General features: G+C 44.5%; 20 protein-coding genes. 9 read left to right on the top strand and 11 right to left on the bottom strand.

Annotated features, from left to right (window positions below; genetic code table 11):
• Window positions 1–729 precede the first annotated feature (729 nt).
• Together HY58_RS12310 and HY58_RS12305 are read left to right on the top strand one after the other, a co-directional pair.
• Complete coding sequence (locus HY58_RS12310; protein ID WP_039132385.1) at window positions 730–1,401, top strand: YggS family pyridoxal phosphate-dependent enzyme; 672 nt, start codon at window positions 730–732, stop codon at window positions 1,399–1,401.
• Window positions 1,402–1,468: 67 nt separating this feature from the next.
• Entirely contained in the window at window positions 1,469–3,148 is a 1,680-nt protein-coding gene (locus HY58_RS12305; RefSeq protein WP_039132383.1) for a glutamine--tRNA ligase/YqeY domain fusion protein, read from the top strand.
• On the opposite strand, the gene HY58_RS12300 is transcribed toward HY58_RS12305, so the two are convergent.
• From HY58_RS12300 to HY58_RS12285, 4 genes are read right to left on the bottom strand one after another with little or no spacing between them, the layout of a single operon-like run.
• Window positions 3,145–3,705 (bottom strand): GNAT family N-acetyltransferase, encoded by a 561-nt coding sequence (locus HY58_RS12300; protein WP_039132381.1) that lies wholly within the window; start codon window positions 3,703–3,705, stop codon window positions 3,145–3,147. The two genes, HY58_RS12305 and HY58_RS12300, sit on opposite strands and share 4 nt — an antisense overlap.
• Window positions 3,706–3,707: 2 nt before the next feature.
• The gene (locus tag HY58_RS12295) at window positions 3,708–5,048 is read right to left on the bottom strand and encodes an amidohydrolase (protein WP_039132379.1); all 1,341 of its coding nucleotides are present in this window, start codon (window positions 5,046–5,048) and stop codon (window positions 3,708–3,710) included.
• A gap of 34 nt (window positions 5,049–5,082) precedes the next feature.
• Complete coding sequence (locus tag HY58_RS12290) at window positions 5,083–6,648, bottom strand: methylmalonyl-CoA mutase (RefSeq protein ID WP_039132377.1); 1,566 nt, start codon at window positions 6,646–6,648, stop codon at window positions 5,083–5,085.
• A 28-nt stretch (window positions 6,649–6,676) separates the two neighbouring features.
• On the bottom strand, window positions 6,677–7,201 hold the full coding sequence (locus HY58_RS12285; RefSeq protein WP_039132375.1) for a hypothetical protein: 525 nt from the start codon (window positions 7,199–7,201) through the stop codon (window positions 6,677–6,679).
• 144 nt (window positions 7,202–7,345) lie between these two features.
• On the opposite strand from HY58_RS12285, the gene HY58_RS12280 reads away from it, so the two are divergent.
• On the top strand, window positions 7,346–7,690 hold the full coding sequence (locus HY58_RS12280) for an iron-sulfur cluster assembly accessory protein (protein ID WP_039132373.1): 345 nt from the start codon (window positions 7,346–7,348) through the stop codon (window positions 7,688–7,690).
• Here HY58_RS12280 and HY58_RS18920 read toward each other — a convergent pair.
• A complete protein-coding gene (locus HY58_RS18920; protein ID WP_082022157.1) occupies window positions 7,687–12,492 on the bottom strand; it encodes a kelch repeat-containing protein in 4,806 nt (1,601 codons plus the stop codon). The two genes, HY58_RS12280 and HY58_RS18920, sit on opposite strands and share 4 nt — an antisense overlap.
• Before the next feature lie 174 nt (window positions 12,493–12,666).
• Complete coding sequence (gene secDF / locus HY58_RS12270) at window positions 12,667–15,789, bottom strand: protein translocase subunit SecDF (protein WP_039132371.1); 3,123 nt, start codon at window positions 15,787–15,789, stop codon at window positions 12,667–12,669.
• Between the two features lie 266 nt (window positions 15,790–16,055).
• On the opposite strand from secDF, the gene HY58_RS12265 reads away from it, so the two are divergent.
• Window positions 16,056–16,778: a DUF4397 domain-containing protein gene (locus HY58_RS12265; RefSeq protein ID WP_039132369.1), complete on the top strand. Its 723-nt coding sequence runs from the start codon at window positions 16,056–16,058 to the stop codon at window positions 16,776–16,778.
• Window positions 16,779–16,835: 57 nt separating this feature from the next.
• A complete protein-coding gene (locus HY58_RS12260; RefSeq protein ID WP_039132368.1) occupies window positions 16,836–18,026 on the top strand; it encodes a pyridoxal phosphate-dependent aminotransferase in 1,191 nt (396 codons plus the stop codon).
• 6 nt (window positions 18,027–18,032) lie between these two features.
• Here HY58_RS12260 and coaE read toward each other — a convergent pair whose 3' ends face one another.
• The 5 genes from coaE to HY58_RS12235 form a co-directional block, all read right to left on the bottom strand.
• Window positions 18,033–18,635, bottom strand: a complete 603-nt coding sequence (coaE, locus tag HY58_RS12255) for a dephospho-CoA kinase (protein WP_039132366.1) — start codon at window positions 18,633–18,635, stop codon at window positions 18,033–18,035.
• Window positions 18,635–18,973 carry a preprotein translocase subunit YajC gene (gene yajC / locus HY58_RS12250; RefSeq protein WP_039132364.1) on the bottom strand — a complete coding sequence of 113 codons (339 nt, stop codon included), beginning with the start codon at window positions 18,971–18,973 and terminating at the stop codon, window positions 18,635–18,637. The genes coaE and yajC overlap by 1 nt, the downstream gene beginning before the upstream one ends.
• Window positions 18,974–19,016: 43 nt before the next feature.
• Complete coding sequence (locus HY58_RS12245) at window positions 19,017–19,472, bottom strand: DUF1573 domain-containing protein (protein ID WP_039132513.1); 456 nt, start codon at window positions 19,470–19,472, stop codon at window positions 19,017–19,019.
• A 23-nt stretch (window positions 19,473–19,495) separates the two neighbouring features.
• A complete protein-coding gene (nusB, locus tag HY58_RS12240; protein ID WP_039132362.1) occupies window positions 19,496–20,419 on the bottom strand; it encodes a transcription antitermination factor NusB in 924 nt (307 codons plus the stop codon).
• Between the two features lie 72 nt (window positions 20,420–20,491).
• Entirely contained in the window at window positions 20,492–20,800 is a 309-nt protein-coding gene (locus HY58_RS12235) for a hypothetical protein (protein WP_172644658.1), read from the bottom strand.
• 263 nt (window positions 20,801–21,063) lie between these two features.
• Between HY58_RS12235 and groES the strand changes: the two genes are divergently transcribed.
• The 4 genes from groES (at window position 21,064) to HY58_RS12215 (ending at window position 25,176) form a co-directional block, all read left to right on the top strand.
• Entirely contained in the window at window positions 21,064–21,345 is a 282-nt protein-coding gene (groES, locus tag HY58_RS12230) for a co-chaperone GroES (RefSeq protein WP_039132358.1), read from the top strand.
• Between the two features lie 48 nt (window positions 21,346–21,393).
• Complete coding sequence (groL, locus tag HY58_RS12225; protein WP_039132356.1) at window positions 21,394–23,025, top strand: chaperonin GroEL; 1,632 nt, start codon at window positions 21,394–21,396, stop codon at window positions 23,023–23,025.
• A gap of 116 nt (window positions 23,026–23,141) precedes the next feature.
• Window positions 23,142–23,855 (top strand): glycosyltransferase family 2 protein, encoded by a 714-nt coding sequence (locus HY58_RS12220; RefSeq protein ID WP_039132354.1) that lies wholly within the window; start codon window positions 23,142–23,144, stop codon window positions 23,853–23,855.
• Between the two features lie 13 nt (window positions 23,856–23,868).
• Window positions 23,869–25,176, top strand: coding sequence for a hypothetical protein (locus HY58_RS12215; protein WP_039132352.1), 1,308 nt, complete (start codon window positions 23,869–23,871; stop codon window positions 25,174–25,176).
• The last annotated feature ends 31 nt before the right edge of the window (window positions 25,177–25,207 follow it).

Genomic DNA, 25,207 nt, shown 5'->3' with positions numbered 1-25,207 from the left:
CTCAATCCTGTTTAAGGTATAAGGCCTGATAGATTTTTTTATTAAAAAAATGGAAGATCCGGACTAAACCGGTTTCAACAAAATGTATCTGGTTCGAAATCTGTCCCTGACGTAGTACAAATTCTTTCGACTTAAAAGTATTGTGCGAAAATGTTGATTCGATAATTTCAACGTCGGCCTCAGATAATTTACAGTAGGTATTGATCTGGTTCACTAAGTTTTCAATGCTCATTTTGGCCAAGGTTTTGTTTCGAACTTTTTTCTCCGCGTATAAAAATATTTGAACGCATTCATTCCATCCAATTTCCACCTGCAGGAAAAACCTCCTGCGCCAGTTTTCATACCTCCCGCGCATCAATTTCTACCTCCCGCGAATTTTATTTGGATCCTTTAAATCATATCCGTATTGTTGTTATAGAAAAACAATTGTTATCTACGCAAAGCCAAAGACCTTAAGGGAGCAAACCCCAAAGCCCTCAACACCAAACCCCGTCAGAATGCCTTGAGAGTGCCTTGATTCCTTAGATAGTGCCTGAAAACCCTGCAAAAACCCTATAAAAACCCCTTGGAAACTACGGTGGGAGTCCTGTAGACTGTCACGAATAACACCCCCCCGTATGGCACGAATCACCTGTTTTTCCCGATTTTTCATCTCTTTTTTCCAGTTCCACCGCGGACATCTGTCACGAATGACCTTCTTCTCAACGGGATTTCGGCCTAAATTGCACCATGTCTGTGAACCTGGCCAACTTCAAAAATATCCTTGACCGCTGCCAGCAATCCAATGCCAAACTGGTTGCCGTGAGTAAGATCAAACCCATTGCTGATATCCTCCACCTGTATAATGCATCGCAAAGAGATTTTGGTGAAAACTATGTGCAGGAACTGATTGATAAACAATCGCGGCTCCCGGCTGATATCCGCTGGCATTTTATCGGCCACCTGCAGAGTAATAAGGTTAAGTATATCGCGCCCTTTGTGCACCTTATCCACGGGGTCGACAGCCTCAAGCTGCTGAAAGAAATTAGCAAACAGGGCCAGAAGAATAGCCGCGTCATTAACTGCCTCCTCCAGGTTTTTATCGCCACTGAAGAAACCAAATTCGGACTCGATGAATCAGAACTGGAGGAGATCATCCAGGCCGTCCACAACCACCCCGGGTCATTCAGCCATGTGCATATCCGCGGACTGATGGGCATGGGCTCTTTCAGTGATGACCTCACCCTGGTTCGGAATGAGTTCAAAAAGCTGAAAGCATTATTCGACCGCAGGAAAGAAAGCATCCCTGCAAAACCATGGGATATTCTATCCATGGGCATGAGTGGTGATTACACCATCGCATTGGAAGAGGGCAGTACTATGATCAGGGTCGGCAGCCTCTTATTTGGTGCGCGTTTATGAGCCCTAACTGTTGCAGGGAAAGTTTTTGAAAAGGTAGTAAATTCGCCATTCCAAAGGATTCAACAGTATGAGCGAACACAAAAAGGAAGAAGAGAAAAGCCTCAATTTTATAGAAGAGATTATAGAAGCCGACCTGGCAGCAGGAAAATATGATCATATCGTAACAAGGTTTCCGCCCGAACCTAACGGTTACCTGCATATAGGACATGCATCCAGTATCTGTCTCAATTTCGGACTTACAAGAAAATACCCCGGATATACCAACCTCCGTTTTGATGATACCAACCCGGTTACGGAAGAAACTGAATATGTTGAGAGTATCAAGGATGATATCCGCTGGCTTGGATTTACCTGGAAGAATGAATTATATGCATCTGATTATTTTGGCAAGCTCTATGATTTTGCTATTGTCCTGATCAACAAGGGACTTGCCTATGTGGATGACTCCACATCAGAGCAGATCGCATCGCTTAAGGGTACACCTACAGAACCCGGGGTTAATAGTCCCTTCCGCGATCGCAGCCGCGAAGAGAACCTCGATCTTTTCATGCGAATGAAGAATGGTGAGTTCCCCGATGGTAGCAGAACATTAAGGGCTAAGGTAGATATGGCGCATCCGAATATGATCATGCGTGATCCGATCCTCTACCGCATTAAACATGCCCATCACCACCGCACCGGCGATGAATGGTGTATTTACCCGATGTATGATTTCGCACATGGACAAAGTGATTCTATTGAAGAGATCACCCATTCCCTTTGTACTATGGAATTCATTCCGCACCGCGAACTCTATGACTGGCTGATCAATAAACTGGAGATATTCCCTTCCCACCAATATGAGTTTGCGCGCCGTAACCTTAACTACACGGTTACCAGTAAACGAAAACTGTTACAGCTTGTAAATGATAAACATGTAACTGGTTGGGACGACCCAAGAATGCCAACCATCACCGGTTTGAGAAGGAGGGGATATACGCCGGAAAGTATTGTTGATTTCTGTGACCGCATAGGCATCGCCAAAAGGGAGAACCTGATCGATGTATCGCTACTTGAATTTTGTATCAGGGAGCATCTGAATAAAATTTCGCACAGAAGGATGGTGGTGTTTGATCCGCTTAAAGTTATCATCACGAATTATCCTGAGGGGCAGGTGGAGATGCTGAAGAGTGAGGACAATCCCGAAGCGGAAAAGGTTGAGTACCGCGATCTTCCTTTTAGTCGGGAGCTCTATATTGAAGCGGACGACTTTATGGAGGTTGCGCCGAAAAAATATTTCAGGCTTGCACCCGGACAAATGGTGCGGCTGAAGAGTGCATATATCATCAGATGCGATGAGGTCATTAAAGATGAAAACGGAAAGATCACCTCATTGCACTGCAGTTATATTCCTGAAAGCAAGAGTGGTGAAGACAGTTCCGGCATCAATGTAAAGGGAACCCTGCACTGGGTTAGTATAGCCCATGCCGTTACTGCCGAAGTAAGATTGTATGACAGGCTATTCAGGGTGGAAGATCCTTCCAGTGAAGACGGCGATTTCAAGGATTATATCAATCCTGATTCATTGAAAGTAGTTGAGACCGTATTTGCTGAACCTTCTTTGAAGAAATCCCGATTTGATGACAGGTACCAGTTTTTACGCAAAGGATATTTCTGCCTCGATAAAGATTCCAATGAGGAGAAATTAATTTTCAACCGGACTGTCACCCTCAAAGACGCCTGGGCTAAAGAGCAGAAAAAAAATTAAGCATTATCATTCCAATCCCATAACACCACTAACCAATCATCCGTTTGGTCGTGGTGTTTATGGAGGGTCCTGAATCCGACCCTTTCATGGGCTCTTATAGATCTTGTATTGTTGACAGATATCTCTGTGATCACAAAATCATAGATTGGTGAGAACAATCTCTTATGCATGTTGTAGAGTCCATCAAAGACGCCCAGACCGCGGTAATTACTGTGTACACAAACCTGTCCCATTACATAATACCTGTAGGAACCCAGCGGCTTGTCTTTATATTCCAATGTATCGAACTGGCTGAACATGGGTTCCAGCATGGGGATCAGTTCTCTCGCTTCAACAGGCATCACCAATGCATAGCCGATTACTTCATCATGTTCTGCAGCTATCACAGAAGGGCAGAGATCATGCATTGCCTGGAGTGTAGCCAGATCATGTTTGATAGTAAGAAATCCTTCCCGGCTTTTAACCTCAGCGGGAAGATTATCTTTTAAATTATTTTCCTGCAAAGCCAGAATACCGTTCAGCTCATCAATATTTGATACTGACCTGTACTCTATCATTTTCAGAATGCTTTCTTTGCTGCCGCGGCAGGTTTCATTTTAGCGTGCTGGCTGGCATAATCTAATACGAGATAACAGAATGCTTTAACACCTACATCAAGCTGGCTGTCGTCGATGGCAAATTCAGGTGTATGATGGCCAGGTGCTTTGGCAGGATCCATTCCTTTGGGCATACCACCGAGGTTAAAGAATAGGGCAGGGGCTTTTTCGCCAAAGAAAGAGAAGTCTTCAGCACCGGTGGTCCAGGGCTGGGTGCTAACATTTGAAGCACCTGCTGCTTTTGCAAATGATGGCGCCATCAGGCTGGTAAGTGTGGAGTCATTTGATGTAACCAGTGTTTTGGTATCGATGGATACTTCTGCAACTGCACCAGAGGCCTCAGCAATGCGCTGTGCAGTATTTTTGATACGCTGGTGCACATCCTTCTGCATATTGCCGTCAAGGGTCCGTATGGTGCCTTCCAGGATGGCTTCTTCCGGAATGATATTATTTCTTACACCACTATGAAACTTACCGACGGTTATTACCACGGGTCCTTTGATGATGTTTGACTGGCGGCTCACAATGGTTTGTAGTCCACCAATGATCTGGGTTCCCACAACAATCGGATCTATACTTCCCCATGGTGAAGATCCATGCGCCTGCTTTCCCTTGATGCGGATAGTAAACCAATCGGACGATGCCATGAATGGTCCGGGCTTATATTTAATGGTACCGCTTTCGGTAGTAGAGTTAATATGCAGTCCGAAGATGGCATCCACACGTGGATTATCCATCACGCCTTCCTTTACCATCAGGGGTGCGCCACCTTCCTCATCACCGGGAGGGCCTTCTTCAGCTGGTTGAAAAATAAATTTGACAGTTCCTTTCAGGTCTTTTTTCATCGACGCCAATACCTCGGCTGTTCCCATCAGGATGGCAACATGACTATCATGGCCACAGGCATGCATAACCGGAACAGTGCCCCCCAGGTATTCTGCTTTAACTGTTGATTTGAAGGGAATATCAACACGTTCCTCCACAGGCAACGCATCCATATCGGCCCTGAGCGCTACAACCGGGCCAGGCTTATCGCCTTTGAGCAGGCCAACAACACCGGTTTTGGCAACATTGGTCTGAACCTCCAGTCCAAGCTTGCGAAGATGCGCGGCGATAAATTCCATCGTTTTAGTTTCCCGGTTGCTTAGCTCGGGATTTTGATGAATATGCCTCCGCCACTCGATTACACTGGGGAGAATAGCTTTTGCCTTCGATTCAATTAATGGATTGGAAGCGGTTTGGGCCACGGCTATGCCATGGAAACTGGCGAGGAGCACCAGCATATAAACCAGACGATATAGCATATAAAAATGTTTGTAGCAGGAAATTAACTAAAATCTAGCGATGCTCACCATAAACACTTCGTAGTTCATCTGCAATTTCTCCCAGGGTGCATTTATTTTCAACGGCTTCAATAACAACCGGCATGATATTTTCGTCGCTCGATGCCCTGTCGTTAAGGGTTTGAAGCACCCTGTCAATGATGGCCGGATCACGCCGGTTTCGGAGCGATGCCAGTTTTGCCGTTTGTACCTGCCTCAATGAATCATCTATACGGAACACAGGGATCTTCGCTTCATTGTTAACCTGGAACCTGTTAACACCCACAATGATCTTTTCTTCCCGTTCTATCTGCCGTTGGTAATCAAATGCGCTTCTTGCTATCTCGTCCTGTATAAAACCTGCTTCAATAGCACTTACACTTCCTCCCATGCCATCTATACGCGCCATGAGTGCCAGTGCCTGCTTTTCTATCTCTGCGGTAAGTGATTCTATAAAGTAAGATCCTGCCAACGGATCTACTGTTTCTGCAACGCCACTTTCGAATGCTACGATCTGCTGGGTGCGCAGTGCGATTCTCGCGGCTTCTTCGGTAGGCAGACCCAATGCTTCATCATAACCATTGGTATGCAGTGATTGAGTTCCTCCTAATACTGCTGCCAGCGTTTGTACGGTAACCCGACTAATATTATTCAGGGGCTGTTGTGCTGTGAGGGTGCTTCCTCCCGTTTGGGTATGAAAACGGAGCATCATAGCCTTTGGATCTGTGGCGCCTAACGACTTCATGATCTTCGCCCACATACGCCGCGCAGCCCTGAATTTGGCAACTTCTTCAAAGAGGTTGTTATGGGCGTTGAAGAAGAATGAAAGCCTTCGGCCAAATTGATTGATATCCAATCCACGTTCCAGCGCGGCCTGCACATAGGCCTTACCGTTACTAAGCGTGAATGCAACTTCCTGCACCGCCGTTGACCCGGCTTCCCTGATATGATAACCTGATATGCTTATTGTATTCCATTTGGGAAGTTCAGCACCGCACCATTCAAAGATGTCGGTGATAATGCGCATGGAAGGTTTTGGTGGATAGATATAAGTACCCCGGGCAGCATACTCTTTAAGAATATCATTCTGAATGGTGCCGGTTAATTTCTTAAGGTCAGCTCCTTGTTGTTTTGCCAGCGCCACATAAAGACTAAGCAGTATAAAGCCCGTGGCATTAATGGTCATGGAAGTGCTGACCTCATCCAGTTTTATGCCCTTGAACAGTTCCTGCATATCCTCGATGCTGTCAATGGCCACCCCAACTTTTCCCACTTCCCCTTCTGCAAGTTCATGGTCGCTGTCGTACCCGATCTGCGTGGGAAGGTCAAATGCCACACTCAGTCCGGTTACGCCCTGCGACAATAAATAGTGATATCGCTTATTACTTTCTTCTGCCGTGCTGAAGCCCGCATACTGCCGCATGGTCCAGGGTTTTCCCCGATACATATCTGGTTGCACCCCACGGGTAAAAGGAAATTCGCCGGGTTCCTCCTGCTCATTGTATGATGCGGGAAGGTTCTCCTTTTTATAAAGTCGCTTGATCTCTATACCACTGTCGGTAAAACATTTTTTCTCAGACATGACAATCGTTTTGCAATGAACCCGGCGATCAGTTCATTAGTTTTCGGGCCTCATAACTGAGGGCTTCCTGTACCATGGTATGCATGGAACCCTGCGGCTGATTCATGATGAACTCAACGATCTTCTTATTCATTTCTATGCCCGATATATCTTCCGGTAGTATAGTAGCTACCTGGTTGATGATATGGATGTTTTGTTCTTTCAGGTTGCGGATGGCTTCCCAGGCTTCGGGACTAACATAGATCTGCTGCGAAAGATTATAATCAAACTCCTGCTTAATGGCAGCAGTTAGCAGTTGCTGCATATCCCTTTTACCGAGAGAGGGTTCATTATTCCTGCTGATAACACTTGGGAGCGAGATTCTTTCTGCCAGTATCACCAGTCTTTCATAAGCTTGCAGACGGAGTTGCTTTGAATGAAGATTTTCATTTTCGGCGCCACCTGTAGCTACAGGCAGACTCTCCTTTTTATCCTTATTGTAATAATAATAATAAAGTCCACCGATAAGGCCAAGAAGTCCGGCTGCTACTAAGATCATGGTAGTTGTATCCATTCTGGTAAGATTAGGTCAGCAAATTTAACGGCTACTGATTCTTAACAAATTTTTTTATTGATTATAGCGCCATAATTACTGCCACCAACCCACCATTAAACCCTTTTGGTGGGGAATTGTTATTTTTGCATAAATCAGGAATCAATGGAAACTACTATATCTGCTCCCGTTCAATTAACTGAAACCGCTATCGCTGAAGTTCGCCGGTTGATCCAGGAACCTGGATTTGACAGCACACAACTCCTGCGCTTTGGGGTAAAGGGTGGGGGATGCTCCGGATTGAGCTATGTACTCGGCTTCGATACCCCAACTGCAGATGATGAGCATTTTGAAATTGATGGTATCTCCTGCATCATGAATAAATCACATGGTATCTATCTCGCAGGAATGCAAATAGACTGGCAGGATGGATTGAATAGTCGCGGCTTCACCTTCACCAATCCCAATGCAAGCAAGACCTGCGGCTGCGGAACTTCCTTTGCTGTTTAATTTATCAATATAGCTTTCGTGTATTGTTTACCGTTGATATCAACTACTATATAATATTGCCCGCTAATTAGTCCGGCTGGCTTCTGCATGGTGATCCTGCGTCCATTTACCATAGGTGATGAATTTGCCTGGATGATTCTTCCCGAAATATCAGTAAGTGCTATAGATACTTTATCGGCGCTATTATAACTTCCTAATTCGATATAATAAGTGCTTTCAAAAACAGGATTGGGATATACCTTCAGAAACTGCGTATTAGGCAAATTGAAATTGATTGGTACAAAAGCTGAATAACCAACCTGTCCATCTTTCTCTATCCATTTAAGTCTGTAATAGCTCTTCCCTGCTAACGGTTGCGGATCAATGGCAACATATTTATTTCCGCTACCATTTCCCTTTGATGGAATGTTCGCAACTGTTTCATAACTGCGGTTATCAACTGACCTTTCCAGCAGGAAATAATCTATATTTTCTTCTCTTTGCGTATCCCAGTTTGCAATCACTTTATCTCCTGATTGTCTTGCTGTGAATGATCCCAGGAATAAGGGAAGGGCAGAAAAATCTGTTTCTGATATTATCTCCATTCCGGAAATCTTGGCATTGTTTTCCAGCCTCTCCAGCGTAATGGTCATAAACCCATCGGTTACTGTAATGCCAGTATATTCAACCGTGTCGGCCAGTAAGCGGCCCCCACGTTTGGCTACTATATCATAGTTCAGTAAAGCCGCCTGGCCATTTTCTATATTCACATTAAAGATCCGCTGGCCTGGATTCTGGAAAGTAAATATCTCAGCAAAATGTAATCTTACTTTATAGAGGCCGTTTATCACGGGAACATTATAACTGAAATTACCCCATCTCTCTGATTGGTATAAAAGATCATTCAGGGTGTTATTGATAGGTTGACTTACTGAATAGGTGCTGCCCCCGGCAGTAAAGAACTGGTCGGCCAGCCAGTTCTGCCCATTAAAATTAATGGCCCCGCCACCGCTGTTGATCCTGGAAACCCTTATCAGGTTTACGATAATATCATAGCTGGTAGCATTACCATCTTCATCTGTTGCAACTATCGTTAGTACACTATAGCCAGCCTGTGAAGTTGCAAAGGAGAGGTTGAGTTTTTTATCGGTGATGGTGGCAGACGTTACCAGGGCGGGATTAGAGTTATTAGCAAGGGAGAGGCTAATATTGGAAGGGCCTTTATCATCAGCAAAAAGATTTGCGATATCAATTGATCTTCCGCCAGTATTAATTTCAATATCCTGTATAGAAAGAGGATTCACTACAATCGGTGCTCTTGATTCAAGAATGTTCAGATAGTCCCACGCCGCTGAAAATGAATTGATAGCTAGGCCTTTGCTGGCGATGATACCAACCGCCATCGCCTGCGGACCCTGCAGGGTGGCAAGTAAATTACCCTGGAGTTGAACCGGGTTACCGATATCCTGCAATTCAGCATTTATATCAGTTATATATTTCGGTTGTACTAAGCCGGTAGCCGGATCAACATCTATATAAATATAAATGCCTGATGCGGATAGAAGATTCGCTACCGGGTATACTTGTTCTGTAACAATGCCATTATTCTCCATTCTTACTACAAAACCAGGGTTACCATTATTGGCAGCCAGTGCTATCATGATATAATTATCCTGGTCACCATTTCCGATATAGACACCATGTGTCTGGTTTTGTAATTGTTGTAAAGGAAGTGCGCCAAAGAATGGTGAAAGAAGACTTGTTTGTATTGTAAATCGTGGTGTTGAAGAATTGATGTTCACGCCAAACTGGAATGCATATTCCTGGTTATTGGTAAGCGCAGAACCACTGGAAGCAGGGATGCTTGCCAGGCCAACTGCTCCGCCCATGATCAATCCTGAATTTTCAGCTTCATAAGCATTGTCGGGGTCTGTATTTCCATTAGACATGAGGCCGGTAAACCCAAGGCCGAATAGTCCCGTTCCCGGATCGGCATTGAGGAAAGGATATATTACCGGTAAGGTTTTCGTAGTTCCATTTGATGCATCGAGGTGGAAAACATCAGTGATATCGGGGATGCCGTCATTGTCATCATCCGGGTCGATCTTGTCTGATAATTTATCTCCATCAAAATCTGCCGGCTTACTCGATACCAGGCATCGGTTCGACTGGTTAAGTGTTTCATCACCGTTACTATAGCCGTCGGCATCATCATCAATGGTGAAACTATTGGGGTCGCCGGTACAACTGATGGATGCAAGATATGTTTCCATCGTAGCCAGTTCATTGCTTCCTCCCTGGGTACCATTACCTGATGCTATATAAATGGATGCATTATAAACCAATGCCTGTGTGCCATGCCTTCCTGTAATCAGGTTTTCTTTTTGCTCCCAGGTATTGGTAATGGGATCAAGCACTTCTGTTTCATTATGGGCCAGGCTCTGCTGGCTTTCTCCACCAATCACCCATACACGATTATCCAGTACAACGGTACTGGTGCCTGCCCTTGGTGTTGGAAGGTTTGCGGATGCCGGCAACGTTGACCATGTATTGGTTGTAATATCGAATACGTCAACAGTGGGTTCTGTATTACCAAAAAGGGTTCCGTCAAAATTTGTTCTTCTTCCTCCTGCGGCAAAGATTTTTCCATTTGTAACAGCAGCCTGGAAATGATCCCTTGCATGTGGCGCATCGGGTAAGCTGGTCCACTGTAATGTTGCCGGATCAAATACATCCAGCCAGTTTACCCAACCGTTAGTATGGCCATTGGTGATTCCTCCTACTATATAAATTTTATCATTATAAACAACAGCTCCTGTTGAGCCCCGTCTCCTGCCGGTGGGAATAGCATTTGGCAGTACCGTCCAGCTATTGGTTTCGGAATCAAATACATAAATATCTGCCACTGGTGTTTCAGTTGGATAGCCTCCTGTAAACGCTCCGATGATATAGATCTTTTTCTGGTAGGCAACTGCCTGGAAATGGTTGATCTCAATATTTCCAGGGAGTGGCGCAGCGGTGGTCCATGTACTTGTTTGCGGATTATAAACATTCACCGGCCTGCTGCCCCTGCCGCCAATTAAATAAAATTTGTCGGAAACTTCTGCAAAAGCACATTCATGCCGCGCCACAGGTACTGATGCATCAGCGCTCACCACTGACTGCCATGTATCCAGGTTTTCTGCCGGCTCAAAAATGAAAATATTGTTGGCAATGAAGTCTGCCACCCAGATACTGCCATCAAATATTTCGTTGTTACCCTGGGCGGTAACATCAAGGGGGATCTGACCAAAATTGGATGCCAGGATCTCTTTTTTTGTCACCTCTGTACCGGCATCATTCAGTTGCATTCTCCAGAGAATTCCATCAAATGAAACGGCCAGCAGATCACCTGCCATCTGGCCACCAAAAGCATTGGTGGAAGTATATTCTTTCATCCCGTTGGTGGATGCTGTAAAGGTGGTTAATGCCCCATCATTTACACCTGGGTTTCTATAATCCCCCTCAACCGGATTGGCCATTGAGAGGGGCAGGGGAGGCCAGTCGGTGGTTGGCGACAAACTAAAATTGGCCGTGCCGGTTATATTATCAAACCAATAGAGTCCGGCCCCTGAAGGATTTGCCCTCACAGGGTTTGGATGACCTCCATAAATAGGCGGTAATCCTGGCGCTGATACAAGATGCAGGTTATCGAGATTATTGACCTGTGCATCAGATACCCCCGGACCACTTGATCCCGGTTCTCCCGGAACATAATTATTTGTGACTGATGTTGTGAGCGGGTTTCCGGATGCTCCTTCATTTTGCGGATAGCCGCCCCAGCCAAGGTTGGGGCCATTATCGATGGTATACATCCTGCCTGCTTTACCCAGGGTTCTTGTAATTACAAGGTCATATGGATTCCTGTAACCGGGTGAATAGATCTGTACCGGCCCATCGGGAATAAGCCTTGCCTGGTTAAGTCCGTCATTTCCCCCGAAAGGGTCATTGATATCCATTGTGGGCGACGATCCCGGGAGGGCCGCATTATAATCGGGATTGGCAATATCAGCGCGGGCTGGATCATTTAAGGTTGGCAGGTCATATTTATATTTTGTATTACCTGATCCGCGGGTTGGTAATGATTCGATGAGATCAAGGTCAATGGAAATGATCGCCGCTGATAAAGTATATTCTGTTATGAAGGCAAAATTGGTGGATGGTGATCCAGCATTTGTATTGCCACCAATTGCCAGGTAGATTGTATTAGTGGCAGCATCAAGCTCCATTCCATTATTGGAATGGTTTTCCTCCGAGCGCGGCAATCCTCTTACCAGATCAGTTTTATCCCAGCTGCTGCCATTCCTGGTTATTTTTGATACAATACCCGAATTCGTATCCAGGTTAATATCGCCGGTAGTTGCACCGCCACCTATTCTTGGGTCACTTGAGCTGACATAGATTATTGGATTGGTGGCTGTTCCGGAAATAAGTATTCCTGTGATCTGCCGGTTGCTGGTAGCAGGTGCCGCTGAGCCGTTATCATTCCGGTTAGAAAGTTGCTGAACAAGAGTGATCACTTCCTTTGCAGTGACAGTATAATTTCCCGGAGAGGTTTTCTGAATAGTGAATATGTAGATGAGGCCAAATTGATTGGCCACATAGAGCCGGCCATCAGGTCCGAACTGAAGCGTGGTTGGGTTTATGAAATCATCTCCCACGCCGGAGAGTGTGCTCGTGTTGAATACCACCTGCGCCTTTACGTCATTAAGCCTAAACAATAATAACGAGAGTAAGAGGCAAAAAATTCCTCTATACTTTTTAAGTATAACATACCTGTTCATAACCCATTTTCGGATTGGTGAGTAATCTGCTAAAACGAAAGCCTGGATGGGTTATCCGTAGAGGAATTGAATAGTAAAACGATCAGATATGTTCGTGGTAAACGGGTTATGCAATATATAAAAAAAATGCAATCCTTTTTAGGGGATTGCATTTTTTAATCTGTAAAAACAGGTTTATGTTTTTGCCACTACAGGCTTAGCAAGTTTGCTGTCTTTTACATCGTCAATTTCGTGGGACTCACCCAGTGGTTTGTCTTTTGCAAAATCCATGAGTACCGGGGTAGCCACAAATATGGTTGAATAAGCACCTGTGATAACACCTATCAGCATGGCGAATGCAAATCCTTTTGTAACCTCACCGCCTACCAGGAACAATATCAGCAGGGTAAGGAATACCGTTACAGAAGTCATGATAGTTCTGCTCAGTGTATCGTTGATGGATTTGTTGATGATGGTTGCTTTGCTGGCGCCTTTCATCAGGTGACTGTTTTCACGGATTCGGTCAAATACGATAACGGTATCATTCATAGAGAAACCAATTACCGTCAGGATCGCCGCAATGAAGTGCTGGTCTATTTCCAGTGGGAAAGGAACAACATTTTTCAGGTAAGAGAAAACGATGAGTGTTACCAATGTATCGTGCAGCAAGGCGAAGATGGTACCGATAGAGAATCTCCAGTCGCGAAAACGGATGAAGATATACAATGAGATCACAAGCAGCGACCAGAATGTAGCCCACTTGGCACCTGTCTTCAGGTCATCAGAAATGGTAGCATCTACTTTCTTTGAACCAAGCATATGCTTCGTATCAAAATCCTCTGCGGAGATGCCTGCGGGAAGGAAAGGTTTCAATCCCTCGAATAATTTAACCTGCACTTCATCATCCACTTCCACGCCTGATTTTTCAATCAGGTAATCGGTAGTGATATCAAGTTGGTTGTTACTGCCGTAAGTCTTGATGATAGGTGATTTACCAAAGGTTTTATCAAGCGCATTCCTGATCTCTTCAATAGGTGCGGGCTTATCGAATTTCACGATATAGCTGCGACCGCCACTGAATTCAACACCCTGGTTAAAGCCGTTGAAGAAAGTGCCAATACCCAGCAACAGTATTACTGCAGAAAGCATGTAAGCATACTTGCGATACCTGATGAAATCGTACTTCGCGTTCTTGAAAATGTTGCGGCTTACGCTTGTGAAATAATTAAAGTGACGCTTCTTGTTGGTCCAGAAATCAGTAACCATGCGGCTGAGCAGGATACCGGTGAAGAGGCTCAACAAGAGACCGAGTATTTGAGTGGTAGCGAATCCAAGAACAGGACCGAGACCAAAATAAAACAATATGATAGCGGTAAGTAAACTGGTGATGTGACCATCCATAACAGGTGCAAGCGATCGGCTGTAACCATCGTTAACTGCCTGCTGGTAGGTTTTACCACGGTTGAGTTCATCTTTGATCCTTTCAAAGATCACGACGTTTGTATCTACCGCCATACCGATGGTAAGTACAAGACCCGCAATACCTGCTGCAGTAAGGGTTGCATTGAGTGCACTTAATACACCGAGCGTAAACAGGAGGTTGAGGGATAATGCAATATTGGCAACCCATCCCGCTGTATTATAATATATCAGCATCAGGATGAAGATCACTGCAAATGAGATCAGGAATGCAAGGGTACCGCCCTTGATGGCTTCATTACCCAGTGTTGGTCCAACTACCTGCTCCTGAACAATTTTAGCCGGAGCATCCAGCTTACCACTTTTCAGGATATTGGAAAGATCCTGTCCTTCCTGAACAGAGAAAGATCCTGATATCTGGGAGTTACCACCGCTGATTGGTTCGTTCACATTAGGAGCGGAATAAACGATATCATCCAGCACGATAGCGATGGCCCTTCCAACGTTATCGCCGGTCATTTTAGCCCAGATCTTCTCACCCTGCTTGTTCATGGTCATATTAACCGTAACCTGGTTGGTAACCGGGTTGAAGTCCTGGTAAGCATCAGTGATATACTCACCTTCAAGTTTAGCCTTATCAGTTCCCGGAACTTTTTTGATTGCATAAAGGGGGACAAAATCAAGCACTTTACCATCCTTATCTTTTTCAGCCATTCCATACAGGAATTTCACATCACCGGGCATATTGCCGATAACTGCAGGGTTGTTGAGATAAGATGATACAAGCGAAGTATCTTTTGTTGGAACATAACCAAGGTTGGGTGCATATTCCGGACGACCATCCTTATTAGCATCCTGGGGAGGAATGAACTGGATGACGCTTAATAGCGGGTTTGCATTTTGAGCAGCAGTAGGTGTTTGGCCAAGTGTTTTACTTGTATCAGAACCTTTGAGAACGTCGGCAAGTGATTTGTTGGCAGTGTCGGCAGGTGTCTTCGCTGATGTTGTGTCAACAGGAGATGGCGTTGGCTGGGGGGCTGCAACAGTATCACCTTTAAGAACAACCGCTAATGCCTTATCAGAAGCTTCGAGACTTCTGTCGAGTTCACCAATTGTATAAACTTCGTAGAACTGGAGGTTGGCAGTAGACTGCAGGTATTTACGAACCCTTTCAGGATCGCTGGCGCCAGCAAGTTCAACGGTAATGATACCTTTATTTTCGTCGAGACTGATATTTGGCTGAGCAACTCCGAATTTGTCGATACGCTTTGTCAATACATCATAGGTCTGCTTCATCGCTGCATTTGCCTGCTCGCGGATATAGCTCACTACACTCTCATCACTGGCATCAACTTTCAATTTGTTGCGGGTGCTATTGGCAAACAGGGGAGCCATTTTAACGCCGGCGTTCACATCTTTGAAAGACTGTGCAAACAGGGTGATGTAATCAGCATCAGAGTTCACTTTTCTTCTTGTGGCTTCGTCAACGGCCTTCTTCAGGTTGGGGTCATTGGGATTATTACTCAGCCCTTTGATCAGACCATCCAAAGCAACGTCCATGGTTACGTTGATACCGCCCTGAAGGTCGAGTCCCAACAACAACTCATTCTCTTTTGCCTTCTGGTAGCTATGTCCCCACCAGGTGATCTTCTGATCGCGTGTACTGTCCTGTAATCTGCTAACCCGGGCCTTCTTTATTTCGTCCAGGGTATCCTGGTACAATAACTGCATGTCTTTGTTACCGGCATACTTTTGTTCGGGTGTAGGGTAGGACTTCACATACCGCATTGCCTTTTCTTCAATCGACTTCTCGTGTTTGTTGACAAACCAGGTGAAGGAAAGCTGGTATAAAGAAATCATAATTAGGATAGCAGCAAAAATGCTTACCAGACTTCTCATCGCAATACTTGTTTCGTTTTATGTTATTTTTTAAAGAGTGGCAAATATAGGATTTACGATTAAATATTAACAGGATGGTTTGTGAATTGTAGTAAATGGCCGCAATCCTTATGCCATCTGCATTATGGCCGGGAGGAGGAGGATTTGGGAGACCATGAAAACCAGGCTGGTATGATATAAACGGGCAATATGTTCTATACTGCCGGAAGGAGTGTTGCAGAGCTATGGTCGGAAATTTGCTAACATTGCGATGAAAACCACAAAAAATGCCCAATAAATATATTCCAGGGATCATTGTTCTGCTTTTGTTGTCAGCGCTCGCGGGCTGCCTCAAGCAGGATGATGACACCAAAACGGGTCCAAGGGCACAAATCGCCATTATCAATGCCTCGTTGGATAGTGAGCCCCTTTTCCTTCTGGTGGATGGAGCTAAGGTAAATGAGGAAGGTGTGGCTTTTGCCGAGGTGAGCGGAACTGCATCGAATGCTTATATCCCCCTTCGTCCCGGGGTTCGGAATACGAGCTGGATGATGGGAGCCGACCCGGCACCGGAAGAAAAGCTATTCCCCTGGGAACCCGGAGCCTACTATACCATGATCCAGTTTGATACTGCAGTAAATAACCAGGCGCCAACCATCCTGTTCAAGGATGTACTGAATATAAATGACAGTGTTGGGCGGGCAAGGTTTTTCAATACGGTTGCCGGAAATGATTCACTAAGCCTGGTAGCGGTAAGAACAAGGGATACCGTTCGGATCGGCAGCAGGCAGCCTTTCATCGCAAATGTTTCCTCTGTAACAACCAATTTTGCCAGCACCCTTCGTGCCGGAGGATGGCGGCTCGACCTGTTGAATAAAGACAGCGTGGTGATCTTCACCAATGAAATCCTTATTGAAGAAAATACGGCCTATTCATTTATTGCAACCGGGGAAACAGGAGGTGTTGGCGAAAAGGCTCCTTCTCTTTTACAGGTGGTTCACCGTAAATGATTATTTTTACTGGTTGTCAAGCAAACGTTTAAAAAACCAACCAATTTTTACAAAGAAATGTCATTATCATCGCGATTGCAGCGTTTCGCCGAACCCGAAACATTGCGTATGGCCAAAATGGGCCGTGAATTAAGAGCCAAGGGATTTGATGTGATCGACCTTAGTTTGGGAGAGCCGGATTTCGATACTCCCGAGCATATTAAGGAAGCCACCAAGAAAGCAGTGGCAGAAAACTGGAGCCATTACCCCCCCGTGGCTGGATATCCTGAATTGAGAGAAGCCATCTGTACTAAATTAAAGAGGGATAATAATCTCGATTATAAACCCGAAAACATCCTGGTATCAACAGGTGCAAAGCAAAGCATCGCGAACCTGATCATGGCACTCGTAGACACTGGCGATGAAGTAGTGATCCCTACACCATATTGGGTATCCTATTCAGAGATCGTGAAAATGTCGGAAGGTATTCCTGTTATGATCCGCACCACGGCTGAATCGGGCTATAAGGTAACGCCGGCGCAGGTTGAGGCTGCCATTACTCCCAAGACCAAACTATTCATGTTCTCTTCTCCCTGTAATCCAACAGGAGCAGTATATACAAAGGAAGAGTTAGCCGGACTGGCAGGGGTATTCAAGAATCATCCTGAGGTTTATATCATGAGTGATGAGATCTATGAATACATCAACTATGTTGGCAAACATGAGAGCATTGCACAGTTTGATGAAATAAAAGACAGGGTGGTGATCATCAACGGACTCAGTAAAGGTTTTGCCATGACGGGATACCGGCTTGGTTATATTGCCGGTGCTCCTGAAATAGTGAAAGCCTGTGAAAAGATCCAGGGGCAGATCACCAGTGGTGCAAATGCTGTAACACAAAGAGCTGCCATTACCGCTTTAACCTCAGACCTTTCTTCCAGCAAGGCGATGGTAAAGGAATTTGAACAGAGAAGAAACGTTATCCTGGAGCTATTGAAAGATATACCAGGTGTTTGCTGCTATGAGCCCGATGGAGCCTTTTATGTGTTTCCGGATGTGTCGTCCTATTTTGGAAAATCTGATGGAACAACTACCGTGAATAACTCGGATGAGCTTTGCTTTTATATATTGGAGAAAGCCCATGTTACCACGGTAACAGGAAAAGCTTTTGGCGAGGATAAATGTATCCGTATTGCTTATACTAACAGCCTTCCCAAGATCAGGGAGGGGATGCAGCGAATTAAAGATGCATTGGCAAAACTTAAATGATAAATATTAAAAGCTGCTCTTATGGGCAGCTTTTTTTAGCAGCTCTTCGTGAAGCAGGAGTACCTGTGGTATTACCAGTTGCGCGTCATCGTTGATGATAACGTGATCGCATAAACGCATTTTGATGGTCTCACTGATCTGGTTATTCATTCTTTTCAGCACATCTTCCCTCGTTACATTATCGCGTTGTATCACCCGTTGAATACGGATATGCCTTGGTGCCGATACACCTATCACCAGGTCGAGATGAGATTGGGTGCCGCTTTCAAAGATCAACGCCGCTTCCTTGATGGCATAAGGGCTCTCTTGTTTTTTCATCCAGGTTTCTCCGTCGCGGATGGTGACAGGATGCACCAGTGCATTGAGCGCTTCCAGTTTTTGTTGGTCTTTGAAAACAACAGATGAAATATAGGAGCGGTTGAGCTTTCCATTCAGGTAAGCATCTTCACCAAAAAGAAAACTGATGGAAGCCCTGAGTTCAGGGTCATCTTCCATCAGTCTCTTTGCCGCGGTGTCAGCATTATACACCGGAATTCCAAGGTTTTCGAAGACCCTGGCTACGATAGATTTACCACTACCGATTCCACCGGTGATGCCTACGCGTAGCATTATTTTTTATCAGCGATGGTGGCAGCTGCTTTGTTGATATTCTGTGTCCACTCAAGGGAGATAGCAGATTTTTCGATCTTCATATAGCTACCCGGACTGGTTTCCAGCATCAGTGTACCGTCTTCGTTCACCTTATTAATTGTACCGTGAATACCGGCGATGGTAACGATCTTGTCACCTTTCTGCATATTTTCCTGGAATTGCTTGGCAGCTTTTGCTTTTTTAGCCTGGGGGCGAATCATGAAAAGCCAGAATACGAGGATCATACCACCTAGTAACACTAATTGCGTGGTTGCCGCAGATCCCCCGGCCGCCTGTAAGAAGAATAGATTGGTCATGTGAATTGTTGTTTGAGATATAAAGTTATTGATTTGGAAATAGTCAGTTTTTTTCTACTTCTACTTTGAAAACGAGGTTATGGTTGGTGGTTCCGAAAGTATTTGTGTTAACACCAATCGATTTTTGGTTTGTACCAACACGGCCCTTGCTGTCAAAGCTCGCATTAATTACACCTTCCGCACCTGGCAGTATGGGCTCTTTCGGTGGCTCTGCTGCCGTACATCCGCAGGCTGGATTTACAGAATAAATGATAAGAGGTTTTTTGCCGGTGTTCCGGAACCGGAAGGCCACATCTACTTTCTGGCCTTCTTTCACTTTGCCAAGGTCAAGATCATTGTCGAGCCATTCAATTTTTGTGAACATCGAGCTGTCCTCTGAAACAGTGGCGGCATTTGTGGCCATGGGAAATTTAGGTTCATTTGAGGTTTCATTCCGGGTGATCTGGTGGCATGAACCAAGCAGGGCCGCCACCATAAATGATAAGATCAGTTTACGCATGGGTTTGATCAATTTTAAGGTCACTATTTTTTATATGTTACTTTTTGAAATTTGTCATCGCGCAGCAGGTCTTTATGTATGCTGTCTAATATACCATTGACAAATTGTCCGCTTTGGGGTGTGCTGTATTCCTTTGCCAGGTCGATATATTCATTGATGGTGACCTTGGGTGGAATGGTTTCGAAATAGAGGAATTCGCAAACCCCCATTCTCATCAGGATCATGTCAAGCGTAGCGATCCTGTCGGGATCCCAGTTTTTAAGTTTGGGTTTGATAAGATCCAGTGTGAGTGCGTCTTTATCGAGAACAGTTTCTACCAGGCTTTTGGCGAATTGCCATTTGTCAGCACTGAGGATCTCATGGAAATTATAAGTGCCGGGTTTGCTGAGGTAGTTCTGAACAAGAAGGTTGACCATCTCGCAATCATCATCCCAGTTATTGAAATGTTCTTCGAGGTGGCTGGTGAAGGCCTCGTTGGTGATAAGTAGGTTACTATAAATATAATCTATCAGTGCCTTCTCCGTTTTTGGATCACGACCCTGTTCAGAAATATATTCTTTATATATATCTGAATCGGCGAGCTGGTGGTATATTTTCCGGATAAGTTCTTTGTCGAGATATCTGTCAACCATTTCTTCTTTCACTGCACTGATGAAAGATTGGTCTTCAAGTATTTTCCAGAGCAGGGAGTTGCCAGCGATCTTGGTATTAACAACCAGGTCGGCAGCGCTGGGAAGGTGTTTTGAAGCGCGGTTCCTTGAATCGGTTTCAGCATATCGGGCAACTTCAGTAAGGAAATGGATCACATATACAAGTAATTGTCGGGTCTGGTCAAATTGTCTTTTCAGTAACCTGACCGGTTCTCCGGGTTTTGCGGCCTGGTCCATCGAATCCAGTGCATAGAGGGTTTGCATTACTTTTACCCGGATATTTCGTCTGCTGATCATACCTCTCAAGAGCTTTGTTGAAGCGGCAAATCTACAGGATTTCAGGGCAGCGACCAAACAGATTGAAAAGCCTTATTTGGGACGGATATTCAGGATCCTTACCTGCTCAAGGCCTGTGCCCTGTTCAACAGGTGATTTTCTTCCCGTTTTTTTATATTTGACAATTACTTCAGCATCGTCTTGTTGAAAATTTTGGGGAAGGGCGTCAGCTTCAAAGGCCGTTCCATTTTCCAGCAGCAGCACCCAGGCGGCAGCCTCACAGGAAGTTCCGCAACTATAACGCCACCATTGGATGGTCGCATCCTCTTCATTGATGGTAAGGTTGGGATCATCTGCAACAGATTTGCTGCAGGAATACAGGGTAAGGGCTGTAAAAGCCATCAGGATGTATTTCATGGTATGGGATCGGATAGGAGATAAACATACAAAAGGACTGTCGTACTTACAAGCACACCGGAAAAATTGGCACAACCAAACAGGCATTTTTCGATAAACGGACAAAAGGAGACCGACAGAAGGTGTTAAAACTGCAAATATGGCTTCTCTCAACGTTTTTTAACGTATTGGCATATAATTCGTTCTCTTTGCAATCCTTGAGGAGCAACGCTCCAATTAATAATTCACTTAATTTAAAACCAAATAATATGGCTAAGAAGTTGAACATTACTCCTTTGCATGACAGGGTGGTTGTTAAACCAGCCCCTGCTGAAGAGAAGACCGCAGGTGGAATCATTATTCCTGATACTGCAAAAGAAAAGCCCCAGCGTGGAACAGTAGTAGCTGCCGGTACTGGCAAAAAAGATGAGCCCCTTACTGTAAAAGTAGGTGACACAGTTTTATATGGCAAGTATGCCGGAACTGAACTCCAGGTTGATGGAGGTGATTACCTGATCATGCGTGAAAGCGATATTCTCGCCATCGTATAACACCAAATTCCAAATAACAATCCGCAAACAATTTAATATTATATAGTTATGGCAAAACAGATATTCTTCGATATCGAAGCACGTAACCGCATGAAGAAAGGGGTTGATACCCTCGCAAATGCGGTGAAAGTAACGCTTGGACCAAAGGGTCGTAACGTAGTTATAGAAAAGAAATTCGGCGCACCACAGGTTACTAAAGATGGTGTTACCGTTGCAAAAGAGATTGAACTGGAAGATCCTATCGAGAACATGGGCGCCCAGATGGTTAAAGAAGTTGCCAGCAAAACTGCTGATGTTGCAGGTGATGGCACAACCACCGCTACTGTTCTTGCTCAGGCCATTATCACTGAAGGGTTGAAGAACGTTGCAGCAGGTGCCAATCCGATGGACCTGAAGCGCGGTATTGATAAAGCTGTTGAAAAAGTAATTGTTGCGCTGAAAGATCAAAGCCAGACTGTTGGAAACGATACCAAAAAGATCGAGGCTGTTGCAACTATTTCTGCAAACAATGATCCAGCAATTGGTAAACTGATTGCTGAAGCAATGGCGAAAGTTGGTAAGGATGGTGTTATCACCGTTGAAGAAGCAAAAGGAACTGACACAACAGTTGAAGTTGTAGAAGGTATGCAATTCGATCGTGGTTACATCTCTCCATACTTTGTTACCAACAGTGAGAAAATGGAAGCTGAGCTGCAGAGTCCTTATATCCTGATCTACGACAAGAAGATCAGTGCTATGAAAGACATCCTGCATATTCTGGAGAAAGTTGCACAGGGTGGTCGTCCGTTGGTGATCATTGCAGAAGATCTCGAAGGAGAAGCATTAGCTACATTGGTAGTGAATAAACTTCGCGGTACGTTGAAAGTGGCTGCTGTAAAGGCGCCTGGCTTTGGTGACCGTCGTAAGGAAATGCTGCAGGATATCGCGATCCTTACAAAAGGCGTGGTGATCTCTGAAGAGCAGGGTTTCAAGCTGGAGAACGCAGACCTGAGTTATCTTGGTCAGGCTTCTTCCATCACCATTGATAAGGATAACACTGTTATCGTTGGTGGAAAAGGTAAGAAAGAAGATATCACTGCACGTATCAACCAGATCAAGGCCCAGATCGAATCAACTACTTCCGATTACGATCGTGAGAAGTTGCAGGAGCGTCTTGCAAAACTAAGTGGTGGTGTAGCTGTTCTTAATATTGGTGCAGCCACAGAGGTTGAAATGAAAGAGAAGAAAGACCGTGTGGATGATGCCCTTCACGCAACACGCGCAGCTGTTGAAGAAGGTATTGTTCCAGGTGGTGGTACTGCATTCATCCGTGCTATCAGTGCCCTTGATGGTTTCCGCAGCAGCAATGAAGATGAGAAACTGGGTGCACAGATCGTTCGTCGCGCGCTGGAAGCTCCTATCCGCATCATTGTTGAGAATGCCGGCCTTGAAGGAAGTGTTATCATCAACAAAATCCGCGAAGGAAAAGGTGATTATGGTTTCAACGCCCGCACCGAAGAATTTGAGAATCTCTTTAAATCAGGCGTAATTGATCCAACTAAAGTTGGTCGCGTAGCGCTTGAGCATGCAGCTTCTATTGCTGGTATGTTGCTTACAACAGAATGTGTTGTTGCCGACAAACCTAAGAAAGAAGATGCTCCGGCAATGCCAGGTGGTGGCATGGGAGATATGGGTTATTAATAGTCTCAGCCATTTTTATAGGAGCCCCGTTGCTTATGCATCGGGGCTTTTTTGTTACCAAAACTTGCACCGGTTAAATAGTTTTTATTTATTTGCCCCGATAGATCCCAGAAGTAATGAGAAAATTGTCGATAGTAGTTCCGGCTTACAATGAAGGTCCAACCATTCACCTGATCCTTGACAGAATTAAAGCAGTAGAACTATTGAATGGCGTTGAAAAAGACGTCATCCTTGTTAATGATTGTTCAACTGATGATACCGAACAATCAATTTTGAGGTATATCGAAGCAAATAAAGATCTTCCCCTTACCTATATAAAACACGAGGTCAATAAAGGCAAAGGGGCCGCACTGCATACTGGCATTGCAAAGGCGACCGGAGATTACCTGATTATCCAGGATGCCGACCTTGAATATGATCCGGAAGAATACAACCTGCTGATAAGTACTGTAAACAGGAGTGGAGCTGATGTTGTTTTCGGATCAAGATTTATGGGAGGGCATCCCCACCGGATACTTTTCTTCTGGCATTCATTCGGGAATAAATTCCTGACCTTTCTTTCCAATATGTTTTCCAATTTGAATCTCACTGATATGGAGACCTGTTATAAAATGTTCAGGACGCCCATTATTCAGAGTCTCGATTTAAAGGAAAAGCGCTTTGGATTTGAACCTGAGGTTACTATGAAGGTTGCCAGAATTCCCAATGTTAAAGTATATGAGGTGGGGATTTCTTATTTCGGGCGTACTTATGCAGAAGGGAAAAAAATAGGATGGCGGGATGGCTTCAGGGCAATTTATTGCATCCTGAAATATGGGTTGTTCAAATAAATAAACTCAGTTTATGACGCATATAAAGCGGGGAGTTTTTGGAAACCCCTGGTTGGTTTTCCTTCCTTTTTTGTTATTATATGTCGTTATTGTTTTTCTTTTCCATCGTGATTCGTTAGAGGGGGATGAATTACGCTATTACATTTTTGCTGGAAATATCATTGATGGATCTTATTACAAGCCAGAAGGAATACAGCGTTTATGGAATGGTCCGGGTTATCCGCTGGTTATAGTTCCGATTGTTTTGTTCAAGCTGCCTTTTATTACAGCTGGATTGATGAATGCCTTTTTCCAGTATGCTTCAGTGGTATTTCTATATAAAAATCTGCGCTTACTCACGAAAAATAAGGTGGCGCTGGGGTTATCTGTTTTTTGGGGTTTGTATTTTTTAGCATATGAGGAGATCCCGGATATGTTAACTGAACCGCTTACTGTATTGCTGATAACATTGTTTATTTATGGGCTGCATAAGATCTACCTGCAACCACGAAGAAGGGATATCATTCTCACCGGACTTTTATTTGCCTTTTTGATTTTAACCAAGGTTATTTTTGGGTATGTATGGCTTTTACTACTGGGTATTTTTGGGGCAATATTTCTACTAAAATCAAAACTTGAGCCGGCCGCCAAAAATTTTAGTAACAATATTTTTTTCCTGCTTTTGGTCACATTGATTGGGATTTCCCCCTATTTGATATATACCTATACCATCAGCAGGAAAGTCTTTATGCTGGCCGATAGTGGGGGGATGTCACTCTATTGTATGTCAACCCCTTTCGAAAAGGAATATGGAAACTGGTTCAATTTGCCGGTGATGAGAACAAGAGACAGTTCTTTGATGTCAGAAGAGTACCGCGAATTATTACGGAATCATAAACCAGCGATGGATTATGTAGACAAATTTGAGGGGCTGGAAAGAGATGAGGCCTATAAAGAATTGGCGTTCAATAATATACGTAATCATCCAGTCAAATATGTGAGGAATATTATTTCTAATGCCGGTCGGTTATTATTTAATTTTCCGGTTTCCTACCAGGTACAGTCCGACAAAGCAATGATCAGGATCGTTATTAATTCATTTTTCCTGGTAAGTATTTTAGTTGCTTTACTCATATATATATACAGATTCAGATTATATGATCTGTTTGCCCATTTCCTTTCGATGTTTATTGTATTTTATTTTGGAATTACGCTGCTTTTAAGCGCCTACCCCCGTTTTTTCAACGTGATGGTCCCAGTTTTGATATGCTGGATTATGCTGGTGATCGGGAGGGGAATACATGTTACCTGGCGAAAGAAAAACGGGTCTTTAGTATCGTAAAAACTCGATCTGGATCTATTATTTGATTGCT

Origin of the sequence: Flavihumibacter sp. ZG627 (assembly GCF_000814325.1) — a bacterium.
Classification (GTDB): domain Bacteria; phylum Bacteroidota; class Bacteroidia; order Chitinophagales; family Chitinophagaceae; genus Flavihumibacter.
This window is presented reverse-complemented; position numbering and strand designations above follow the sequence as displayed.